The organism is Jatrophihabitans sp. YIM 134969 (genome assembly GCF_054456675.1).
Genome location: NZ_JBTJEQ010000028.1, coordinates 1 through 19,363 on the forward strand (window position 1 = coordinate 1; position 19,363 = coordinate 19,363).

A 19,363-nucleotide genomic window follows, 5' to 3' on the forward strand; every position below is an offset into this window, starting at 1 on the left:
CCGCCTTCGGGTTCCACACCGCAACACCACTGATCGCCCTGGCCATGCTCCACCTCGGCGGCCACCGACCCCAACTACCCCGACGGCACCCACACATCAGTCAGTAGACCCGAAATTGTTGACCACTCGCCGGGGTAGCTGACCACTCGCCAGGAACGGGGGGGGTCTTGACCGATTCGTCCTAAAGCGGTTTAGTGACGTGGCATGAGCGCATCGGGGCGCGTCACCATCGCCGACGTCGCGGCCAGGGCCGGGGTGTCGGCGGGGGCGGTGTCGTTCGCGCTGAACGGCCGTCCGGGCGTCGCTGCCTCGACGCGGGAACGCATCCTGGCGGTTGCCGAGGAACTGGGCTGGACGCCCAACGTGCGCGCCCGGTCGCTGTCGCGGTCGACGTCCTACACGGTCGGTCTCGTGCTGGCCCGGCCGACCGCCACCGTCGGCGCCGACCCGTTCTTTCCCGCCTTCGTCGCCGGCGTGAACGCCGTTCTCACCCCGGTCGGGCGTTCGCTGCTGTTCACGGTGGTCCCCGACGCCGACACCGAGCTCGCCACCTACCGGCGCCTCGCCGGGGAATCCCGCGTCGACGGCGTGTTCCTCACCGACCTGCGGTTCGGTGACCCGCGGCCGGCGCTGCTCAGCGAGCTCGGGTTGCCCGCCGTGACGGTCGGCCGGCCCGAGCCCGCGGCGCCCGGCGTGGGTTCCGTGAGTGTCGACGACGTCCCCGGTGTGCGGGAGACCGTCGAGGAGCTCGTCGCGCTCGGCCACCGCCGGATCGCCCACGTCACGGGGCCGGCGGGCTACCTGCACGTGCGCCACCGCTCGACCGCCTGGGCGGACGCGTTGCACGACGCCGGGCTCGAGGCCGACCTGCTCGTCCACACCGACTTCTCCGCCGGGGAAGGGGCTCGGGCCACCGCCGACCTGCTCGACCTGGCCGAGCGTCGCCGACCCACCGCGATCACCTTCGCCAACGACGTCATGGCGCTCGCGGGTCTCGCCGTGGCCACGCGCCACGGCCTGCGGGTCCCGGACGACCTGTCGGTCACCGGCTTCGACGACACCGACCTCGCCCGCCACGTCGAACCGCCGCTCGCGTCGGTCAACACCGACGTCGAGGGGTGGGGGCGCGCCTGCGCGCGGGCCCTGCTCGCCGCGGTCGACGGCGCGGCCGCCGAACACCTCGAACTCGCCCCGGCACGGATGGTCGCCCGTGCCTCTCTCGGGCTCGCACCACAGGCGACCACACGGAGGAGGGGACAACGGTGAGACGGACGATGACGTCGGTGCTCGCCCTGGGGTTGCTCGCGGGCGTCCTGACCGGCTGCAGCATCGTGGAGCCGGTCGACGCCCAGAGCGCACGGACCGCCCGGGGACCGATCACGATCTGGTACTCGAACAACCCGCAGGAAGTGCAGTGGGGCGAGCAGGTGGTGAAGTCCTGGAACGCCTCCCACCCCGACGAGACCGTCAAGGGGCAGGAGATCCCCACCGGCAAGTCGTCGGAGGCCGTCATCCAGGCGAGCATCATCGCGGGCACCGAGCCCTGCCTGATCTACAACACCTCACCGGCCTCGGTGCCGTCGTTCCAGGCCATCGGCGGGTTGGTCGACCTCGACCAGTTCCCCGGCGCCGCGGAGTACATCGAGGACCGCAGCGGCGACCTCGCGCCGCAGTACCGCAGCCCCGACGGCGGTTACTACCAGCTGCCGTGGAAGTCGAATCCGGTGATGATCTTCTACAACAAAGAGGTCCTCGCGAAGGCCGGGCTCGACCCGAACCACCCGAAGCTCGCCTCGTACGCCGACTTCCTCGCCACCGGCAAGCAGATCGTCGCGACCAAGGCGGCGCGCTACGCGATCTACCCGAGCGCCGCGACCGACTTCTTCCAGTCCTGGTTCGACTTCTACCCGGCCTACATCGCGGCGTCGAACGGCCGGCAGCTCATCGAGAACGGCAAGGCGACGTTCGACGACCCGGCCGGGCAGCAGGTCTTCGACTTCTGGCGGCAGATCTACGCCGACGGGCTCGCGGGGCAGGAGGTCTACAACGGCGACGCGTTCGCCGACGGCACCGCCGCGATGGCCACGGTCGGGCCGTGGGCGATCAACGCCTACGACAAGGTCGACTGGGGGGTCGTGCCGATCCCCACCGCGGACGGGACGCCGAGCGACCACACGTTCAGCGACGCCAAGAACGTCGCCATGTACGCCTCGTGCGAGAACCGGGCCACGGCCTGGGACTTCCTGAAGTACTCGACGAGCGAGCAGCAGGACGGTCGGTTCCTGGACCTCACCGGTCAGATGCCCACGCGCACCGACATCCTCACGACGTACGCGGACTACTTCACGGCCAACCCGGCCTACAAGACCTTCGCCCAACTGGCCCAGGGGGTGGTCGAGGTGCCCAACGTCCCGAACTCCGTGCAGATCTGGCAGGCGTTCCGGGACGCGTGGTCGAAGAACGTCATCTTCGGCAGCGGCAACGTCGACACCACGTTGCGCACGACCGCGACCACGGTCGACGACCTCGTCGTGAAGAAGTGAGGGGGAGGACATGACCATCGCTCCGACCGCGCCCGACGCTCCCACCGCGGCGTCCGCCGCCCCACCTCCCACCGCCCGTCGCTCCGGCTCCCGGCTGTTCGGCCGGCAGCCGGTCGGCCTGGTGTTCAGCGCGCCGTACATCCTGTTCATCGCCGCGCTGTTCGCGTACCCGCTTGGACTCGCGGTCTACATGTCGTTCCACCGGTACGTGTTCACCGCGCCCGGAGTCGACGTCCCCAAGCCGTTCCTCGGCCTGCAGAACTACCGCGACGTGCTCGGCGATCCCGACGTGCAGCGGTCGTTCCTCAACGTCGGCATCTTCCTCGTGATCAACGTGCCGCTCACCGTGGTGCTGTCCCTGGCGCTCGCGACCGCACTCAACCGCAAGCTCCGCTTCCGCGGGTTCTTCCGGGTCGCCTACTACGTCCCCTACGTGACCGCGAGCGTCGCCGTGGTCGGCGTCTGGCTGTTCCTGTTCAACGGCGACGGCCTGGTCAACAACCTGTTGGGTCCGCTCGCGCCCGAGCCGTCGTGGCTGATCAACCCGCACTGGGCGATGCCGTCGATCGCGGCCTTCGTCACCTGGAAGCAGCTGGGCTTCTTCGTGCTGCTCTACCTCGCCGCCCTGCAGAACGTGCCGAAGGAGCTCTACGAGTCGGCATCGGTGGACGGCGCGAACGCGTGGCGGCAGTTCCTCTCGGTGACCGTCCCCGGCGTTCGGCACGCGACCTCGCTGGTCGCACTGCTGGCCATCGTCACCGGCGCGAACCTGTTCACCGAGCCGTACCTGCTGACCGGTGGCGGCGGGCCCGACGGCGCCTCGGCGTCGCCGGTGCTGATCATGTACCAGCTGGGGATCGAGCAGAACCAGCCCGACCTGGCCGCCGCGATCGGCGTGGTCCTCGTCCTGGGTGTGCTGGTGCTCGCCGGGATCCAACGACTGCTCGAGAGGCTCTGATGACCGCGACCGTTGCTCCTGACACCGATCCGGTCCTGACACCGGACCGCGAGGCCGACCACGCCCGCGAGGGCCGGTCGGTCGGCCGCTACGTCCTGCTTACGCTGGGCGCGCTGGTCTTCCTGTTCCCCTTCTACTACATGATCATCGGCTCGTTCTCCGCGAAGAGCGACGGCACCGCCAAGGGGCTGATCCCCGGTGCGAACGGCTGGACGTTCTCCAACTACACCGAGATCAACGCCGCCATCGACCTCGGCCGGTCACTGCTCAACTCGCTGATCTTCACCGCGGGCGTGCTGGTGTGCACGCTGTTCTTCGGAATGCTCGCGGGGTACGCGCTGGCCCGGCTGAAGTTCCGCGGCCGGGGCATGCTGTTCGCGGCCATGCTGCTGCTGCAGGCCGTACCGTTCCAGCTGCTCATCATCCCGATCTACGTCCTGGTCGCCCGCAACTACGGCCTCGGCGACAACTACCTCGGGATGATCGCGCCGTTCGCCATCAACTCGACGGCCGTGTTCGTGTTCCGGCAGTACTTCCTGCAGTTGCCACCCGAACTGTTCGAGGCGGCCCGCATCGACGGTGCCAGCGAGTGGAAGATCCTGTGGAGCGTGGCGGTGCCGTTGGTCCGGCCCGCGCTGCTCACCGGCGCCCTGCTGACGTTCATCGGCCCGTGGAACGAGTTCCTCTGGCCGTTCCTCGTCACCAAGGACCAATCGCTGCAGCCGCTCGCGGTGTCACTGTCGAACTACATCACCACCGCGGCCTCCGCCGCGAGCAACCCGTTCGGGGCCGTGCTCGCGGGAGCCTGCGTGCTCGCCGCTCCGGCCGTCGTCCTGTTCGTGATCTTCCAGCGCAAGTTCGTGTCGACCGATCTCGGTTCCGGAGTGAAGGGATGACCGTGACGACCTCAGTCGCGTCCACCGTGCCCGCCCGTCTCACGCGGCTGGGGGTGGTCATGAGCCCGGAACCGGGTGCCGAGTACGAGGTCGAGGGGGTGCTGAACCCCGCGAGCGGTCGCGACGCCGACGGCCGGCTGTGGCTGTTGCCGCGTCTGGTCGCCGCCGGGAACTTCTCCCGCATCGGCCTGGCCGAGATCGTGGTGGACGGCGGCGTGCCGACCTCGGTGCGCCGTGAGGGCGTGGTGCTCGCGCCCGACGAGGGCTGGGAGCGCGGTGTCTCCTACGGCGGGGTCGAGGATCCCCGCATCACCTGGATCCCCGATCTCGGCCGGCACGTCATGACCTACGTGGCGAACGGTCCACTCGGGCCGCACCCGGCGCTCGCGACCTCGACCGACCTGCGCACGTGGGAACGCCACGGCCCGATCCACTTCGACTACCAGGCCGACCTCGACACCGACCTCAACCTGTTCCCCAACAAGGACTGCGTCTTCTTCCCTGAACCGGTGACGGCACCCGACGGCCGTCCGGCGTTCGTCATGCTGCACCGGCCCATGTGGGACCTGTCGTGGATCCGGCCGAACGAGACGACCTACCTCCCCGCGGGGATCGACGACGACCGTCCCGGCATCTGGATCTCCTACGTGCCGGTGGAGGACGTCGCCCGCGGGATGGTGGCGCTCACCCGGATGCAGCAGCACCGACTGGTCGCGACCAGCGAGTACGACTTCGAGGCCCTCAAGATCGGGGCCGGGCCGCCGCCGATCCGCGTCGAGCAGGGGTGGCTGCTGATCCACCACGGCGTCACCGGTGAGTTGGAGCAGGGCTGGGAGCAGCAGCAGAAGGTCCGTTACGCCGCGGGGGCCATGCTGCTCGACGCCACCGACCCGTCGGTGGTGATCGCCCGCAGCGCCGAGCCGCTGCTCGAACCCGAGACGGCCGAGGAGACCGCGGGCACGGTGCCCAACGTCGTGTTCCCCACCGCCATCGAGGAGATCGAGGGCGTGCGGTACGTCTTCTACGGCATGGCCGACACCTCGATCGGCGTGGCCCGGCTGGACCTGTCGTGAGGCGCGGCGTCGTCGTGGTCGTCGCGATCGTTGCGCTGTGCACGGGTCTGCTCGCCGCGGTCGCCGCCCCGGTGAGCGCGGACGCCGCGCCGGCGCCGCTGACCAACCTCGCGCACCTCGACTTCCTCACCACGACGGTCACGCCGCCGCGGCAGGCGGGTCACACCACCTACCGGCTGGCCGACGAACCCGGCGTCGGTGTGCTGTGGGTGTACGCCGACCGCAACGACGACGGCTCGTTCCGCCGGGTCGGCGGCGGGGCGCTCGATCCCGCCACCGGCGACTACGAGCAGGGCGCCTACGACACCGACGACATCGCGCGGGCGGCCGTCGTCTACCTCCGGCACTGGCGGCAGTTCGGCGACGCCCACAGCCGCCAGCAGGCGTACCAGCAGCTCCGTGGGCTGACCTACCTCCAGACCACGACCGGGCCGCACGCCGGCAACGTCGTGCTCTGGATGCAGCCCGACGGCACGCTCAACCCGAGCGCGTTCCCGGTCGAGCTCCCCGATCCGTCGGACTCGGCGAACTCGTACTGGCTCGCCCGCACGGTGTGGGCGCTCGGCGAGGGTTACGCGGCGTTCGCCGGTGTCGACCGTGGGTTCGCGAACTTCCTTGCGCAACGCCTGCGCCTCGCGCTGACCGCGTTGCAGCGGGAGACCCTCGCCCGGTACGGGCAGACGCAGGTCGTCGACGGTGACAACCGGCCAGCGTGGCTGATCGCCGGCGGGGCCGACGCCACGGCCGAGGCCGTGCTGGGGCTCGCGGCCTACGTCGGCGCCGGGCGTGACGACGGCGCCCGGGCCGCGCTACGCCAGTTCGCGGAGGGGATCGCTGCACAGGGCAGCGGTTCCAGCAGCGCGTCGTGGCCGTACGGGGCGATCCTGCCGTCGGCCTCGTCGAACTCGCTCTGGCACGCGTGGGGCGGCCTCGCCCCGGCCGCCCTCGCCACGGCGTCCGGCGTGCTGGGTGACCGCTCGCTGCTCGCGCCCGCCGTGGCCGACACGGCCGGGTTCACCCCGGACCTGCTGGCCTCCTACGGCCCGGTCAACGGCCTGACGCCGGTCGCGACCGACCGCACCGTGATCGCCTACGGCGTCGACTCCCGCGTGCAGTCGCTGCTCGCCGCGGCGCGTGCCGCCCGCTCGACCGGGCTGCGCGATCTCGCCGGTGTCGCGGCCGGCTGGTACTTCGGTCAGAACGCCGCGGGCGTCCCCGTGTACGACCCGGCCACCGGGGTGACGGCCGACGGCGTCAGCGTCGACGGCGTGGTCAACCGCAACAGTGGCGCGGAGTCCACGATCCACGGGCTCTTGTCGATGCTCGCCCTGGACGCGGACCCGGCCGCCGCGCGGCTGGCGCGCGCTGCGTCGGGGGCGCCGACGCACGTCGGCACCACGACGGTCGAGGGGGAGAGCGCCACCGTGAACGGTGCCGCAGGTGTGGTCGCGGTCGACCCGCCGTACTCCGCGGAGTCCGCGTGGAGCGGCGGGGAGGCGTTGCAGTTCCGGGGCGTCGCGACCGCCACGTGGGAGGTCGCGCCGTCGTCGTCACCGCGGGTGCTCGAGGCGGTGGTCGAACGGGTGCCGCGCTCGTCGTCCGTGCTGACGTTCGGCGCCGGCCGCACCACGCTCGGCCGGGTCGGGTTCGGCGGCGCGGGCGCCAGGGGTGTGTCGGCGGTACCGGGGGAGTTGCAGCCGGTGGTGCTCGGGATCGTCCCCGCCGGAGCGACCTCGGTGACCGCCACCTCGACGGCCGGGACGGGGCGACTCGACGCCCTGCTGCTCACGCCGCTGGTCAGCGCGCTGCGCACCGGGCCGGTCGGACTGCTGGCGAGCCGGTCCGACCGCGGTCGGTCGGTGCGGGTCGGGGCCGTGACCGCGACGGCCTACGACCGCGACGGACGCGCCGTGCGGACGTCGTCCGGGCCGGTCGTGACCGTGCCGGCCGGCGGGTTCGCGATCACGCGGACGAGGTAGTCCGCTCGGCGTAGGCCTGCTCGAGCGCGCCGGTGAGGACGTCGACGCTCTGCGCGCCGGACACGCCGTAGCGGCCGTCGAGGACGAAGTAGGGCACGCCGCTGATGCCGTAGGCGCGGGCCTGCTCGAGGTCGGCAGTGACGGCGTCGCGGTACCGGTCGCCGGCCAGGACGTCGTCGACCTCGGCGGCCGGCAGGCCGGCGTCGACCGCGACGCGGCGCAGGGTGGTCGGGTCGCCCATGGCCTCGCCGTCGGTGAAGACGGCCCGGAAGAAGCGCGCGTTCACCTCGGACTGCACGCCGAGTTCCGCTGCCAGGTGCAACAGTCGGTGGGCGTCGACGGTGTCCGCGGACCGGACGTCGTCGAAGTGGAAGTCGATGCCGTCCGCGGCGCCGAGCCTCGCCATGTCGGCGTGCATACGGTCGACCTGCGCCGTGTCGGTGCCGAACTTCGCGGCCAGCCGTTCGGCGTGGGGCACGCCCGGTTCGTCCGCGCGGTCGGACGTCGCGGTGGGGTCGAGCTGGAACGAGCGGTAGCGCACCTCGACGTCGTCGCCGTGCGGGAACGCCTCCAGCGCCGCGGCGAACCGCTGCTTGCCGATGTAGCACCACGGGCACACGACGTCGGACCAGATCTCCACGAGCACGACAGCCTCAACCCCCGCTCCGGGAGAGCTGTTCCCTCACCGCTGTGGCAGTGCGTCCCAGTCCGGCGCCAGGAGGCCGAACGTGGCGCCGTCGGGGTCCTGGACCCGGGCCAGGCGTCCCCACGGGGTGTCGTCGGGACCGGACAGCACGCCGCCGCCGCGCCCGATGACCACGTCGACGGCGCCGTCGACCGACTCCACCCCGAACCACACCGTCCACTCCGCGGGTTCGTCGCCGCTGCGTGCGCCCAGGCCGCCCCACGGCTGCGGGTCGCCGGCCGGACCGAACATCGCGTAGTCGGCACCGACGCGGGGTTCGGCGGTGTACGACCAGCCGAGCACGGTCGCGGCGAACGCGCGTGACGCCTCCGGGTCGTCGGACCCGCCGTCCTCCCAGACCACCGCGCCCGGGCGGTTGACCAGGTCGACGCCGGCGAACTCCCCGGCCTGCAGCATGCCGAAGCGCAGCCCGCCCGGGTCGCGGGCCACGGCCGCCCGACCCGCGCCGGCGAGCACGTCGTGCGGCGGCTGCAGGACCTGTCCGTTGCCGTTGACCACGGCGGCGGCCGCGGCGTCGACGTCGTCGACGGCGAACGACAGCAGCCACGACGAGGTGGCGTCCTCGCGGATCGCGCCGATCCCGGCGACGACCCGACCGTCGACCTCGGCGAGCGTCCAGTCGTGCTGTCGGGGACCGACGTCCTGGAAGTCCCACCCCAGCACCTCGCCGTAGAACGCGCGGGCGCGCTGTTCGTCGGCGGTGGCCAGGGTGACCCAGCAGGGAGCGCCGTGGGGCCACGGGGAGGAGCGGTGCGTCACCCGGCCCATCCTGCCGGTCAGGCCCCCGGCCGGCCCAGACTGCTCACGGCAGGTAGTACATCGGGTTGGGGAGCTTGAAGGTGGTGTCGGTCGACCCGCCCGCGAGGTCGGAGTATTGGTCACCGAAGTCCGCGACGATGTCGTAACCCTGCGACTCGATGTAGGCGCGGGTCCCGGACTTGTACTGGATGGTCGTGCAGGTCGCGCCACACGTCAGGTACGACGGCGGGGTGGCCGTGTTCTTCAGGAACAGGTGGGTCGGGTCCGTCGGAACGGTGACGCCGACCTTGGTGAGGTTCGCGACCGTGCCGTCGCGCTGCGCCTCGGGCCGACCGGTGATGAAAAAGACCGTGTAGCCCTGCGCCGCCTCGGCGTTGATGAACTTCTGCATCTTCGACACGACCGGGAAGCGAGCCGTGTTCACGTAGTCGCCGTTGGTCGTGGGGTTGTACGTGAAGTTGGTGGCGATCTCGTAGTTGTAGGTGTTGAGCACGGTGTCGTCGATGTCGAACACCAGGGCCGGGCGGCCGGAGAACTTCGCGGCGCCGTTGTCGGAGTCGGGTGCCGCCTGCGCCGCGGGCTTGGTGGCGGGCTTCCCGGCGGCGGCCTGGTCGCGGTAGAGCAGGTAGAGCGCGGCCCGGCCCTGGATGCTCTTGATCTCCTTGGCGTAGTTGCCGGTGGCCGACGGGTAGTGCTCGGTGCCGAACTCGGTCGTCACCACCGTGTCGCCGTAGTAGGCCTTGATGGCCGAACTGACCAGCGAGATGTTGGGGATCGAGTCGCCCTTCGTCGCCACCGGCGCCGCGGGGTCGATGCCGATGCGGCCGTTGCTCGGCGGCGCCGTCGGCCCGCCGGCACTCGCCGCGGTGATGCCGGCCGCGAGCAGGCCGGCGCTGAGCAGGACGACAGAGCCGGTCCGGACGGACGAGAGGGAGGGAAGCGACATGTCCGGCAGTCTCACACCGAAGCGGGCGGCGGAAGGCAAGCGTGGTGTTCGGATCGTGCCAACACGACGTGCGCGTGGCCGCGTGTTCGCGATGGGGCAGAGTGACCGTATGAGCCTTTCGGTACAGGGAGTCGTGGCCGTCGCCAAGGGGGCGCCGGTCGAGGTGCGCACGATCGTGGTCCCCGACCCCGGTCCGGGCGAGGTGACGGTCGACGTCGCCGCCTGCGGGGTCTGCCACACCGACCTGCACTACCGCGAGGGCGGGATCAACGACGACTTCCCGTTCCTGCTCGGTCACGAGGCGGCGGGCACGGTCCGCGAGGTCGGCCCCGGCGTCACGCACGTCGCCCCCGGCGACTTCGTCGTCCTGAACTGGCGGGCGGTGTGCGGTGAGTGCCGCGCCTGCAAGCGTGGCCGTCCCTGGTACTGCTTCAACACCCACAACGCCACGCAGAAGATGACGCTCGAGGACGGCACGGAACTGTCGCCCGCGCTGGGCATCGGCGCCTTCGTGGAGACCACGCTCGTGGCCGCCGGCCAGTGCACCAAGGTCGACCCGGCCGCGCCGCCGGAGGTCGTCGGGCTGCTCGGCTGCGGGGTCATGGCGGGCCTGGGTGCCGCGCTCAACACCGGCGAGGTCACCCGCGAGGACACCGTCGCGGTGATCGGGTGCGGTGGCGTCGGTGACGCCGCGATCGCCGGCGCGCGGTTGGTGGGCGCGCGGACGATCATCGCGGTCGACATCGACGACCGGAAGCTCGAGGTCGCGCGGGAGCTCGGGGCGACGCACACCGTCAACTCGCGGGAGACCGACGCGGTCGAAGCCATCCAGGGCCTCACCGACGGGTTCGGCGCCGACGTCGTCATCGAAGCGGTGGGGCGTCCGGAGACCTGGAAGCAGGCGTTCTACGGCCGTGACCTCGCGGGCACCGTCGTGTTGGTCGGGGTCCCGACCCCCGACATGACCCTCGAGCTGCCGCTCATCGACGTGTTCGGTCGCGGCGGGCGGTTGAAGTCGGCCTGGTACGGCGACTGCCTGCCCGAGCGCGACTTCCCGCTGTACACCGACCTGTTCCTGCAGGGCCGGCTGCCGCTCGACCGGTTCGTGTCGGAGAAGATCGGCATCGACGACATCGAAGCCGCGTTCGAGAAGATGCACGGCGGCGACGTCCTGCGTTCGGTCGTGATGTTCCGATGACGGCAGCGGGCCGTGCCGAGATCGGCAAGATCGTCACCAGCGGCACGTTCTCCCTCGACGGCGGCACGTGGGACGTGGACAACAACGTCTGGATCATCGGCGACGAGACGGAGTGCGTCGTCGTGGACGCCCCGCACGACGCCGGGGCGATCGCCGCGGCCGTCGGCGACCGTCAGGTGCGCGGCATCCTGCTGACCCACGCGCACGACGACCACGTCGACGCGGCCGTCGAACTCGCCGGCCTGGTCGACGCGCCGATCCTGCTGCACGCCGACGACCGGGAGCTCTGGGACCGCACCCACCCGACCCGACGCCCGGACGAGACCGTCACCGACGGCCAGCTGTTCGACGTCGCCGGTCTGACGCTCCAGGCCCTGCACACGCCGGGTCACACGTGGGGGAGCGTCTGCTACCTGGCGAGCGACCTCGGTGCGGTGTTCACGGGCGACACCCTGTTCGCGGGCGGACCGGGCGCGACCGGGCGGTCGTACTCGGACTTCCCGACCATCGTGACCTCGATCCGCACCCGGTTGTTGACGTTGCCGCCTGCAACGGCCGTGCACACCGGCCACGGTGACGACACGACGATCGGCGCCGAGGCGCCGCACGTCCAGGAGTGGCTCGACCGGGGTCACTGAACCGCCGCGGGGGTTCGGGTGGCGTAACACCCATCCCATGGGCCACACTGGTCCCAGTACCACCCGCACCACCTGTCACACCGCACGAGTTCCGGCCGCGTTGGGGAAGGCGTCGCCGTCACGAGTGGAGGTGTGCGATGACGAATGCCTACAGCACGCACGGGGCCCCGACGACGACGCGCGGGGTCGTGTTCGTGCACGCCTGCCCGCCGGCCATCGCGCCGCACGTCGAGTGGGCCCTCGCGGGGGTCCTCGGCGTGCCTCCGCGCATGGAGTGGACGGCCCAGCCGGCCGATCCCGGCACGCTGCGTGCCGAGGTCGGCTGGCGCGCGCCCGTCGGCACCGGCCCGCGCCTCGCCGCCTCGCTGCGCGCCTGGCCGATGCTGGTGTTCGAGGTGACCGAGGAGGGCACCGCCACGTCCGACGGTGAGCGTCTCGCCCACCTGCCCGGCCGCGGCTTCCACCGCGCGATGATGGCCGCCAACGGCGACATCGTGGTCGGGGAGGAGCGTCTGCGTGGCGTCCTCGCCCGCTGCGCCTCGGCCGACGACTACCGCCACGCCCTGCACGAACTCGTCGGCACCGCCTGGGACGAAGCCCTCGAGCCCTACCGCATGGCCGCCGACGGCCTCCCGGTCCACCTGTTGCACCAGGTCGTCTGAGCGCGGGCTGCGCGCGGACCTGCCCGCCGTTCACGGTCGGCGGGTCGGCGTGCGGCCGCGGAAGACGCGACTCGGCGCGGGGTGCCGCGGGTCCGGTTGCTGCAGGAGCCCGTACCCCCACCAGAAGCGTCCGCGCGGGTCGTAGACCGGGCGGTGCGCGGGGAGCAGTCGGTCGGCCTGGTCGTGGAAACGGTCCTGGGCGAACGGGACGGTGAGGTGGGTCCCCTCGTCGTCGACCACCGCGAGTCGCAGGCCCGCGACCTCGACCACCCGCACCACCGTGGACAGCCGGACGTCGGTCTCGGCGTCGTTCTCCAACCGGGTCACCGACGACGGCGGGACGCGGGCCGCACGGGCGAGCTCGCGTTGGCTCAACCCGGTCCGCCAGCGGACTGCGCGCAGGACACCCCCGATCCCCTGCGGGGTCACCTCGGGCTCCTCCGGCGGCGGTTCGTCGGGCAGGTGGCGGAAGCGTTGTGCCCGCTCGCGCACGGTGCGGTGGTACGCCGCCACGCGCGCCGGGTCCGCCGGTACACCGACGCCCAGCTCCTCGTCGGTCAGGTCCTCCGGCTCGAGCCACTCGGGGTCGTCGTCCGCGGGGTCGGTGGCAGCGTCACCCACGTGGTCGTCGTCCATGGCACGACTCTGGACCGGACGTCTGACAGTTCCCGCGCGTCACGAGACCATCGGAGCCGCCGGCCCCAGCTGGCCTTGAGCGATTGCCTGCCCGACGCGCTCAGAGGATGCACCGCGGGAACGGTGCAAGCTCTGAGCGAGTCGAGCGGGCATCGGCGATCGACGCCCGAGGGTCCGATCAGGCCGTGCGGCCCACGATCAGGCCGTGCGCGGAACACGATCAGGCCGTGCGGAACACGGTCAGGCCTTGCGGAACAGCAGGGAGGCGTTGTGGCCGCCGAAACCGAACGAGTTGTTGATCGCGGCGGGCACGGACATCTTCCGGGCCTCGCGCGGGACGTCGACCGTGAGGGCGGGGTCCGGGTCGTCGAGGTTGATGGTCGGCGGGACGATGTCGTCGCGGACGGCGAGGACGGTCGCGACCGACTCCAACGCACCGGCGGCGCCGAGCAGGTGGCCGGTCATCGACTTGGTCGCCGACACCACGGTGGCGTCGCCCAGGATGCGGGAGATGCCCTTCGCCTCGGCCATGTCACCGGCGGGGGTGGAGGTGGCGTGGGCGTTGACGTGTACGACGTCGGACAGCGCGACGCCGGAACGCTCGATGGCCATCCGCATCGCGCGCATCTGCCCGGTGCCCTCGGGGTCGGGCTGCACGATGTCGTAGCCGTCGGCGGTCATGCCGGCGCCGGCGAGGACGGCGTAGGGGGTGGCGCCGCGGGCTTCGGCGTCGGAACGACGTTCCAGCACGAGCATGCCGGCGCCCTCACCGAGGACGAAGCCGTCGCGGCCGGAGTCGTACGGGCGCGAGGCGCGCTCGGGCTCGTCGTTGCGGGTCGACATCGCCCGCATCTGCGCGAAACCGCTGATGGTCAGCGGGTGCATGCACGCCTCGGTGCCGCCGACCAGGACGACGTCGGCGCGGTCGAGCGCCAGCAGGTCCAGGCCGTAGGCGATGGCCTCGGCGCCGGAGGCGCACGCGCTGACCGGGGTGAAGACGCCGGCCTTGGCGCCGACCGCGAGGCCGACGTACGCCGCCGGCCCGTTCGGCATGTCCATCGGGATCAGCAGTGGCGAGACGCCGCGCGCGCCCTTGGCGAGCATGATGTCGTGCTGGTCGATCAGGCTCGTGACCCCGCCGATGCCGGTGCCGACCACGACCGCGACCCGTTCGGGGTCGAGGCCGTTGTCGACGGCGAGATCCTTGAAGCCGGCGTCGTTCCACGCCTGCTGTCCGGCCACCAGGGCCGCCTGCTGGGCGCGGTCGAGACGCCGCGCTCGCACCCGCGGGATGACGGTCGCCGGGTCGACCGCCATCCGGGCGCCGATCTTGACCGCGATGTCGTCGACCCACGGATCGGTCAGGGCGGCGACGCCGGACCGGCCGGCGAGCAGCGCCTCCCACGTCGAGGCGACGTCCCCGCCGAGCGGAGAGGTCACCCCGAGGCCGGTGACGACGATCTCGTCGGTTCGCAGTGCGGTCACGGTGTCACTCCCGGGGAACGGTGCGGATCAGGCGTTGGACTCGATGTAGCCGACGGCGTCGCCGACGGTCTTGAGCTTGGGCAGCTCGTCGTCGGGGATCTTGACGCCGAACTTCTCCTCGGCCGCCATGGCGACCTCGACCATCGACAGCGAGTCCACGTCCAGGTCGTCGGTGAAGCTCTTGTCGTCGGTGACGTCGGCGGCGTCGACGTCGGCGACCTCGTTCAGGATCTCGGCGAGTCCGGCGCGGATCTCTTCGGTGGTGGCCACGATGTGGGGTGTCCTTCCGTCGGGTGGTGCGGTGGATGGTGCGGGGTTGGGGTGGGTCAGGTGGGTCGGCGGGATCAGGGAGCCAGCACGACCTGCGCGGAGTAGGAGAGCCCGGCGCCGAAGCCGACCAGCAGGACCGGCGCCCCCTCGGGGATCTCGCCGCGCTCGACCAGCTTGCTGAACGCGAGCGGGATGGAGGCGGCCGACGTGTTGCCGGAGACCTCGATGTCGCGCGCGACCAGCAGGTCGGGGGTGTCGAGCTTCTTGGCGATGAGGTCGATGATCCGCTTGTTGGCCTGGTGCGGGACGAACGCCGCGAGGTCGCGGGGGTCGACGCCGGCCCGGGCGCACGCCTCGAGGGCGAGCGGCGGGATCGCCGACGTCGCCCAGCGGAAGACGGCCTGCCCCTCCTGGCCGAAGAAGCGGGTCTTCTCGTCGATCCAGATGGTGTTGGCCTTGTCGCCCTCGGTGCCCCAGACCACCGGACCGACGCCCGGGGTCTCGGACGGCCCGACGACGGCCGCGCCCGCACCGTCACCCAGGATCACGCACGTGGTGCGGTCGTCGAAGTCCAGCCACCCGGAGAACCGCTCGGAGGCCACGACCAACGCGTTCCGCGCGAGGCCGGCCTGCACCGAGGCGGAGGCCTGGTTCAGCGCGTACGCGAACCCGGCGCACCCGGCGTTGAGGTCGTACGCGGCGGGCTTGCCGAGCCCCAGGCGGTCGCCCACCTGCGGGCCGGCGTTGGGCACCACCGACGTCATCGTGCAGGTCGCCACGATGACCAGGTCGACCTCGGTCGGGTCGACGCCGCTCGCGGCGAGCGCCTTGGCGCCGGCCGCCTCGGCCATGTCCACCACGGTCTCGTCCGGCGCGGCGAACCGGCGTTCGCGGACCCCGACCCGACTCTGGATCCACTCGTCGTTGGTGTCGACGCCACGGGCCACGAGGTCGTCGTTGGTGACGACCTGCGACGGCTGATAGTGACCGAGGCCCAGGATGCGGGTCCCCGGAACCGTCGGCGACTGCTGCAGTTCGGTCACGAGGAACTCCCCGAGGTGAGGGCGGCACGCGCGGCGTCCAGATCGGCCGGCGACTTGACGGGCACGAGTTCGACGCCCTTCATGGCGCGCTTGGCGATACCGGTGAGGGTGCCGCCGGGCGCGAGTTCGATCAACGTCGTGACGCCTCGCGCAGCCATGGCCTCCATGCAGAGGTCCCAGCGCACGGGGTGGTCGACCTGCGTGACGAGCCGGCGGAGCAGATCGTTGCCGTCTGCAACCGTCTCGCCGTCGAGGTTGGAGAGCATCGGTCGGCGCGGGTCCGTGACCACGAGTTCGCCGGTGTCGACCCACGTCCGCAGCTGGGTCGCGGCGGGCGTCATGTACTCGGTGTGGAACGCGCCGGCGACCGCCAGCGGGCGCACCCGGGCGCCAGCGGGCGGATCCGCGACCAGGGCCTCGATGGACTCCTTCGACCCGGCCGCGACGATCTGGCCGGCGCCGTTGCGGTTGGCGGCCACCGCGCCTGCCTTCTCGATGGCGGCGACGGTGTCCTCGGGGTCGCCTCCGAGCACGGCGGCCATGGTGCTGGGGGCGAGCGCGCACGCGGCGGCCATCGCCGCGCCGCGGCGGGCGGCGAAGCGCACGGCGTCGTCGCTGGTCAGCGCACCGGCGACGGCGGCGGCGGGCAGTTCGCCGACGGAGTGGCCCGCGACCACCACCTCGGTGTCACCCTCCGGGCGGCCGTCGAGCAGACCGAGCGCGCGGGCGGTGAGCAGGGCCGAGACGGCCAGCAGCGGCTGCGTGACGGCGGTGTCGGTGATCTCCTCGGCGCTGCCCTCGGTACCGAGCCGGACCAGGTCGAGGCCGACGAGGTCGGCGGCGTGCTCGACCCGTTCGCGCATGCCCGGGAGCTCCAGCCACGGCGCGAGCATGCCGGGGGACTGGGCGCCCTGACCCGGGGCGACGATCGCGATCACCCCGCCAGTCTCCTACACCGACCGGGGCGCACCCAACCACGCCCCGCTACCGACGAGTAGGGACGAGCAGGTCGGTGCCGCCGACGGCTGGGTAGGTTCGGGCCGTGCCCGACCCCCGCGACCCGGTCGACGACCTCGACCGCATCGCGTTCCTGCTCGAACGCGACGCCCAGCCCACGTACCGGGTGCGGGCGTTCCGCTCGGCCGCGACCACGATCGCGGGCCTGCCCGCGGGTGAGGTGGCGGCCCGGGTCGCGGCCGGCACGTTGCAGGAACTCGCCGGCATCGGCAAGACCACCGCCGCGGTGGTCACCGAGTCGGTCGCCGGCAGGCTCCCCGACTACCTGGCCAAGCTCGAGAAGTCCTCCGAGGACCCCGACCCCGGCCCCGGCCGCGCTCTGCTCGACGCGCTGCGTGGCGACCTCCACACCCACTCCGACTGGTCCGACGGTGGGTCGCCGATCCTCGAGATGGCCCGTGCCGGCAAGGCCCTCGGCCACGAGTACATGGTCCTGACCGACCACTCGCCGCGGTTGAAGGTGGCGAACGGCCTCACCCGTGAGCGGCTGCTCGAGCAGTTGGACGTCGTGGCCGAGGTCAACGAGACCCTCGCGCCGTTCCGGCTGCTCACCGGCATCGAGGTCGACATCCTCGAGGACGGTTCGCTGGACCAGGACGACGACCTGCTCGACCGTCTCGACGTCGTCGTCGCGTCCGTGCACAGTCTCCTGCGCAGCCCGTCGGAGGAGATGACCCCGCGCATGGTGGCGGCGGTGGCCAACCCGCACACCGACGTCCTCGGCCACATGACCGGGCGGATGGTCGCGGGCACCCGCACGCGTCCGGAGTCGACCTTCGACCACGAGGTCGTGCTGGCCGCGTGCGAGCGGTTCGGTGTGGCCGTCGAGGTGAACTCGAGACCGGAGCGCCTCGATCCGCCCCGCCGGATCCTGCGCGACGCCGTGGCCGCCGGGTGCCTGTTCAGCATCGACACCGACGCCCACGCGCCCGGCCAGCTCGGCTGGCAGGCGTACGGCGCGGCCCGCGCCGCCGAGTGCGAGGTGCCGGCGGAGCGGGTCGTCGACACCTGGTCGGCCGACGACCTGCTGGCCTGGACCGCCGACCACTGGCACCGCCCGGGCTGACGCGTCACGGGCGCCTTGCGTTCGAGTGCGCTCCAACTCCTAGCGTGGAGACGTGACCGCACCCGCGACGGCCGTCAGTCCCGAGCCCCCACCCCACCTCTCGATCCGGGAGGTCTCCGAGCTGGTCGGCCTCACCGACCACACGCTGCGCTGGTACGAGCGCATCGGGCTGCTCGACCGGGTCGCGCGGGGTTCGGACGGCCGACGCCGCTTCAGCGCCACGGACGTCGAGTGGCTGCGCTTGCTCACCAAGCTGCGAGAGACCGGCATGCCGGTGGCGCAGATGCGCGAGTACGCGGAACTGGTGCGCAGCGGGGCGGGGTACGCCGAGCGGCTCGAGCTGCTGGTCGCCCACCGCGAGCAGGTCAGGGAGCAGATCGCCGCCCAGCAGGCCTGTCTCGAGCTGCTGGACTTCAAGATCGACAACTACCGCCGGACCGTGCGCGGACCGGGCGAAGGAGCATGACGATGGAACGCACCACGCTGGGGAGCGGCGCTGCCGGTCTCGAGGTCTCGGCCCAGGGCCTGGGCTGCATGGGCATGAGCGAGTACTACGGCCCGACCGACTGGGACGAGTCGATCGCGACGATCCACCGGGCCTTCGAGCTCGGGGTCACGTTCCTCGACACGGCCGACGTCTACGGCTCGGGACACAACGAGGTGCTGGTCGGACGCGCGATCGCCGGGCGGCGCGACGAGGTCCAGCTGGCCACCAAGTTCGGCATCGACCGCAGCGGCGGTGACGACGCCCGCCGCATCCGCGGCTCGCGGGCCTACGTGCGACGCGCGATCGACGCGTCGCTGCTGCGTCTGGGCGTCGACCACGTCGACCTGTACTACGCCCACCGCCCGCCGCAGGACGTGGAGATCGAGGAGACCGCGGGCGCCATGGCCGAACTGGTCACCGAGGGCAAGGTGCGCGCGATCGGGTTCTCCGAGATCTCGGCGGACCGGCTGCGCCGCGCCCACGCCGTGCACCCCGTGACCGCCGTCCAGAGCGAGTACTCCTTGTGGGAGCGCGGCGTCGAGGCCGTCACCCCCACGCTCGCCGAGCTCGGCATCGGGTTGGTGCCCTACAGCCCGCTCGGGCGCGGCTTCCTCACCGCGACCGTCGACCCGGCGGACCTCACCGACGGCGACTTCCGTGCCGCCAACCCGCGCTTCGCCGGCGAGGCGGGCCGGGCCAACCTCGCCCTGGCGGCCGTGGTGAAGGAGCAGGCGGCCCGACTCGGGGTGGAACCGGCGCAGGTGGCGTTGGCCTGGGTCGCGGCCCAGACCGGGCGGCTGGGGGTGGCGGGCAGCGTCGCGATCCCCGGCACCAAGCGCCGCCGCTGGCTGGAGCAGAACACCGCTGCGGTCGACGTCCGCCTCGACGACGAGGCGCTCACCGCCCTCGCCGACCTCGCCGACCGCGTCCGGGGCGAGCGCTACCCGACCGCCATGGCGCCGGCGTCGGCGAGGTAGTCCGCGATCCTCCCGGACCCGGCG

Annotated in this window: 20 protein-coding genes; 12 read left to right on the top strand and 8 right to left on the bottom strand. The window is 72.1% G+C overall.

Annotated features, from left to right (window positions below; all coding sequences use genetic code 11):
* Positions 1–204: 204 nt before the first annotated feature.
* Genes ACXR2U_RS15005 through ACXR2U_RS15030 form a run of 6 tightly spaced genes read left to right on the top strand, consistent with a single transcriptional unit; the run spans position 205 to position 7,449 of the window.
* Positions 205–1,266 (top strand): LacI family DNA-binding transcriptional regulator, encoded by a 1,062-nt coding sequence (locus ACXR2U_RS15005; RefSeq protein WP_458825868.1) that lies wholly within the window; start codon positions 205–207, stop codon positions 1,264–1,266.
* Positions 1,263–2,543, top strand: a complete 1,281-nt coding sequence (locus ACXR2U_RS15010) for an extracellular solute-binding protein (protein ID WP_458825869.1) — start codon at positions 1,263–1,265, stop codon at positions 2,541–2,543. The genes ACXR2U_RS15005 and ACXR2U_RS15010 overlap by 4 nt, the downstream gene beginning before the upstream one ends.
* Before the next feature lie 10 nt (positions 2,544–2,553).
* Positions 2,554–3,501 (top strand): carbohydrate ABC transporter permease, encoded by a 948-nt coding sequence (locus ACXR2U_RS15015; protein ID WP_458825870.1) that lies wholly within the window; start codon positions 2,554–2,556, stop codon positions 3,499–3,501.
* Entirely contained in the window at positions 3,498–4,397 is a 900-nt protein-coding gene (locus ACXR2U_RS15020) for a carbohydrate ABC transporter permease (RefSeq protein ID WP_458825915.1), read from the top strand. The genes ACXR2U_RS15015 and ACXR2U_RS15020 overlap by 4 nt, the downstream gene beginning before the upstream one ends.
* A 59-nt stretch (positions 4,398–4,456) precedes the next feature.
* Positions 4,457–5,470 carry a glycoside hydrolase family 130 protein gene (locus ACXR2U_RS15025; protein WP_458825916.1) on the top strand — a complete coding sequence of 338 codons (1,014 nt, stop codon included), beginning with the start codon at positions 4,457–4,459 and terminating at the stop codon, positions 5,468–5,470.
* Complete coding sequence (locus ACXR2U_RS15030) at positions 5,467–7,449, top strand: hypothetical protein (protein ID WP_458825871.1); 1,983 nt, start codon at positions 5,467–5,469, stop codon at positions 7,447–7,449. Before ACXR2U_RS15025 ends, ACXR2U_RS15030 begins: the two co-directional genes overlap by 4 nt.
* Here ACXR2U_RS15030 and ACXR2U_RS15035 read toward each other — a convergent pair.
* From ACXR2U_RS15035 to ACXR2U_RS15045, 3 genes are read right to left on the bottom strand one after another with little or no spacing between them, the layout of a single operon-like run.
* Positions 7,433–8,089, bottom strand: a complete 657-nt coding sequence (locus tag ACXR2U_RS15035; RefSeq protein ID WP_458825872.1) for a DsbA family oxidoreductase — start codon at positions 8,087–8,089, stop codon at positions 7,433–7,435. The genes ACXR2U_RS15030 and ACXR2U_RS15035 overlap by 17 nt on opposite strands.
* 42 nt (positions 8,090–8,131) lie before the next feature.
* Positions 8,132–8,914, bottom strand: a complete 783-nt coding sequence (locus ACXR2U_RS15040) for a VOC family protein (protein WP_458825873.1) — start codon at positions 8,912–8,914, stop codon at positions 8,132–8,134.
* Positions 8,915–8,957: 43 nt separating this feature from the next.
* Positions 8,958–9,860 (bottom strand): HAD family acid phosphatase, encoded by a 903-nt coding sequence (locus ACXR2U_RS15045; RefSeq protein ID WP_458825874.1) that lies wholly within the window; start codon positions 9,858–9,860, stop codon positions 8,958–8,960.
* 109 nt (positions 9,861–9,969) lie between these two features.
* On the opposite strand from ACXR2U_RS15045, the gene ACXR2U_RS15050 reads away from it, so the two are divergent.
* The 3 genes from ACXR2U_RS15050 to ACXR2U_RS15060 all read left to right on the top strand — a co-directional run bounded on the left by ACXR2U_RS15050 (position 9,970) and on the right by ACXR2U_RS15060 (position 12,358).
* Entirely contained in the window at positions 9,970–11,058 is a 1,089-nt protein-coding gene (locus ACXR2U_RS15050; protein ID WP_458825875.1) for an S-(hydroxymethyl)mycothiol dehydrogenase, read from the top strand.
* Entirely contained in the window at positions 11,055–11,696 is a 642-nt protein-coding gene (locus ACXR2U_RS15055; protein WP_458825876.1) for an MBL fold metallo-hydrolase, read from the top strand. The genes ACXR2U_RS15050 and ACXR2U_RS15055 overlap by 4 nt, the downstream gene beginning before the upstream one ends.
* Positions 11,697–11,833: 137 nt before the next feature.
* Positions 11,834–12,358, top strand: coding sequence for a DUF3145 domain-containing protein (locus ACXR2U_RS15060; protein ID WP_458825877.1), 525 nt, complete (start codon positions 11,834–11,836; stop codon positions 12,356–12,358).
* 30 nt (positions 12,359–12,388) lie between these two features.
* Here ACXR2U_RS15060 and ACXR2U_RS15065 read toward each other — a convergent pair whose 3' ends face one another.
* The 5 genes from ACXR2U_RS15065 to ACXR2U_RS15085 all read right to left on the bottom strand — a co-directional run bounded on the left by ACXR2U_RS15065 (position 12,389) and on the right by ACXR2U_RS15085 (position 16,730).
* Positions 12,389–12,994, bottom strand: a complete 606-nt coding sequence (locus tag ACXR2U_RS15065; protein ID WP_458825878.1) for a helix-turn-helix domain-containing protein — start codon at positions 12,992–12,994, stop codon at positions 12,389–12,391.
* Between the two features lie 240 nt (positions 12,995–13,234).
* Complete coding sequence (locus ACXR2U_RS15070) at positions 13,235–14,470, bottom strand: beta-ketoacyl-[acyl-carrier-protein] synthase family protein (RefSeq protein WP_458825917.1); 1,236 nt, start codon at positions 14,468–14,470, stop codon at positions 13,235–13,237.
* A gap of 36 nt (positions 14,471–14,506) precedes the next feature.
* A complete protein-coding gene (locus tag ACXR2U_RS15075; protein WP_458825879.1) occupies positions 14,507–14,749 on the bottom strand; it encodes an acyl carrier protein in 243 nt (80 codons plus the stop codon).
* Positions 14,750–14,823: 74 nt separating this feature from the next.
* Positions 14,824–15,783, bottom strand: coding sequence for a beta-ketoacyl-ACP synthase III (locus tag ACXR2U_RS15080; protein ID WP_458825918.1), 960 nt, complete (start codon positions 15,781–15,783; stop codon positions 14,824–14,826).
* A 5-nt stretch (positions 15,784–15,788) separates the two neighbouring features.
* Positions 15,789–16,730, bottom strand: coding sequence for an ACP S-malonyltransferase (locus ACXR2U_RS15085; protein ID WP_458825880.1), 942 nt, complete (start codon positions 16,728–16,730; stop codon positions 15,789–15,791).
* Positions 16,731–16,834: 104 nt separating this feature from the next.
* Here ACXR2U_RS15085 and ACXR2U_RS15090 point away from each other — a divergent pair, with 104 nt between their 5' ends.
* The 3 genes from ACXR2U_RS15090 to ACXR2U_RS15100 are packed head-to-tail and all read left to right on the top strand — an operon-like array spanning position 16,835 to position 19,339.
* Complete coding sequence (locus ACXR2U_RS15090; RefSeq protein WP_458825881.1) at positions 16,835–17,875, top strand: PHP domain-containing protein; 1,041 nt, start codon at positions 16,835–16,837, stop codon at positions 17,873–17,875.
* Positions 17,876–17,927: 52 nt separating this feature from the next.
* Positions 17,928–18,341, top strand: coding sequence for a MerR family transcriptional regulator (locus ACXR2U_RS15095; protein WP_458825882.1), 414 nt, complete (start codon positions 17,928–17,930; stop codon positions 18,339–18,341).
* A 2-nt stretch (positions 18,342–18,343) separates the two neighbouring features.
* Positions 18,344–19,339, top strand: coding sequence for an aldo/keto reductase (locus tag ACXR2U_RS15100; protein ID WP_458825883.1), 996 nt, complete (start codon positions 18,344–18,346; stop codon positions 19,337–19,339).
* Positions 19,340–19,363 lie beyond the last annotated feature (24 nt).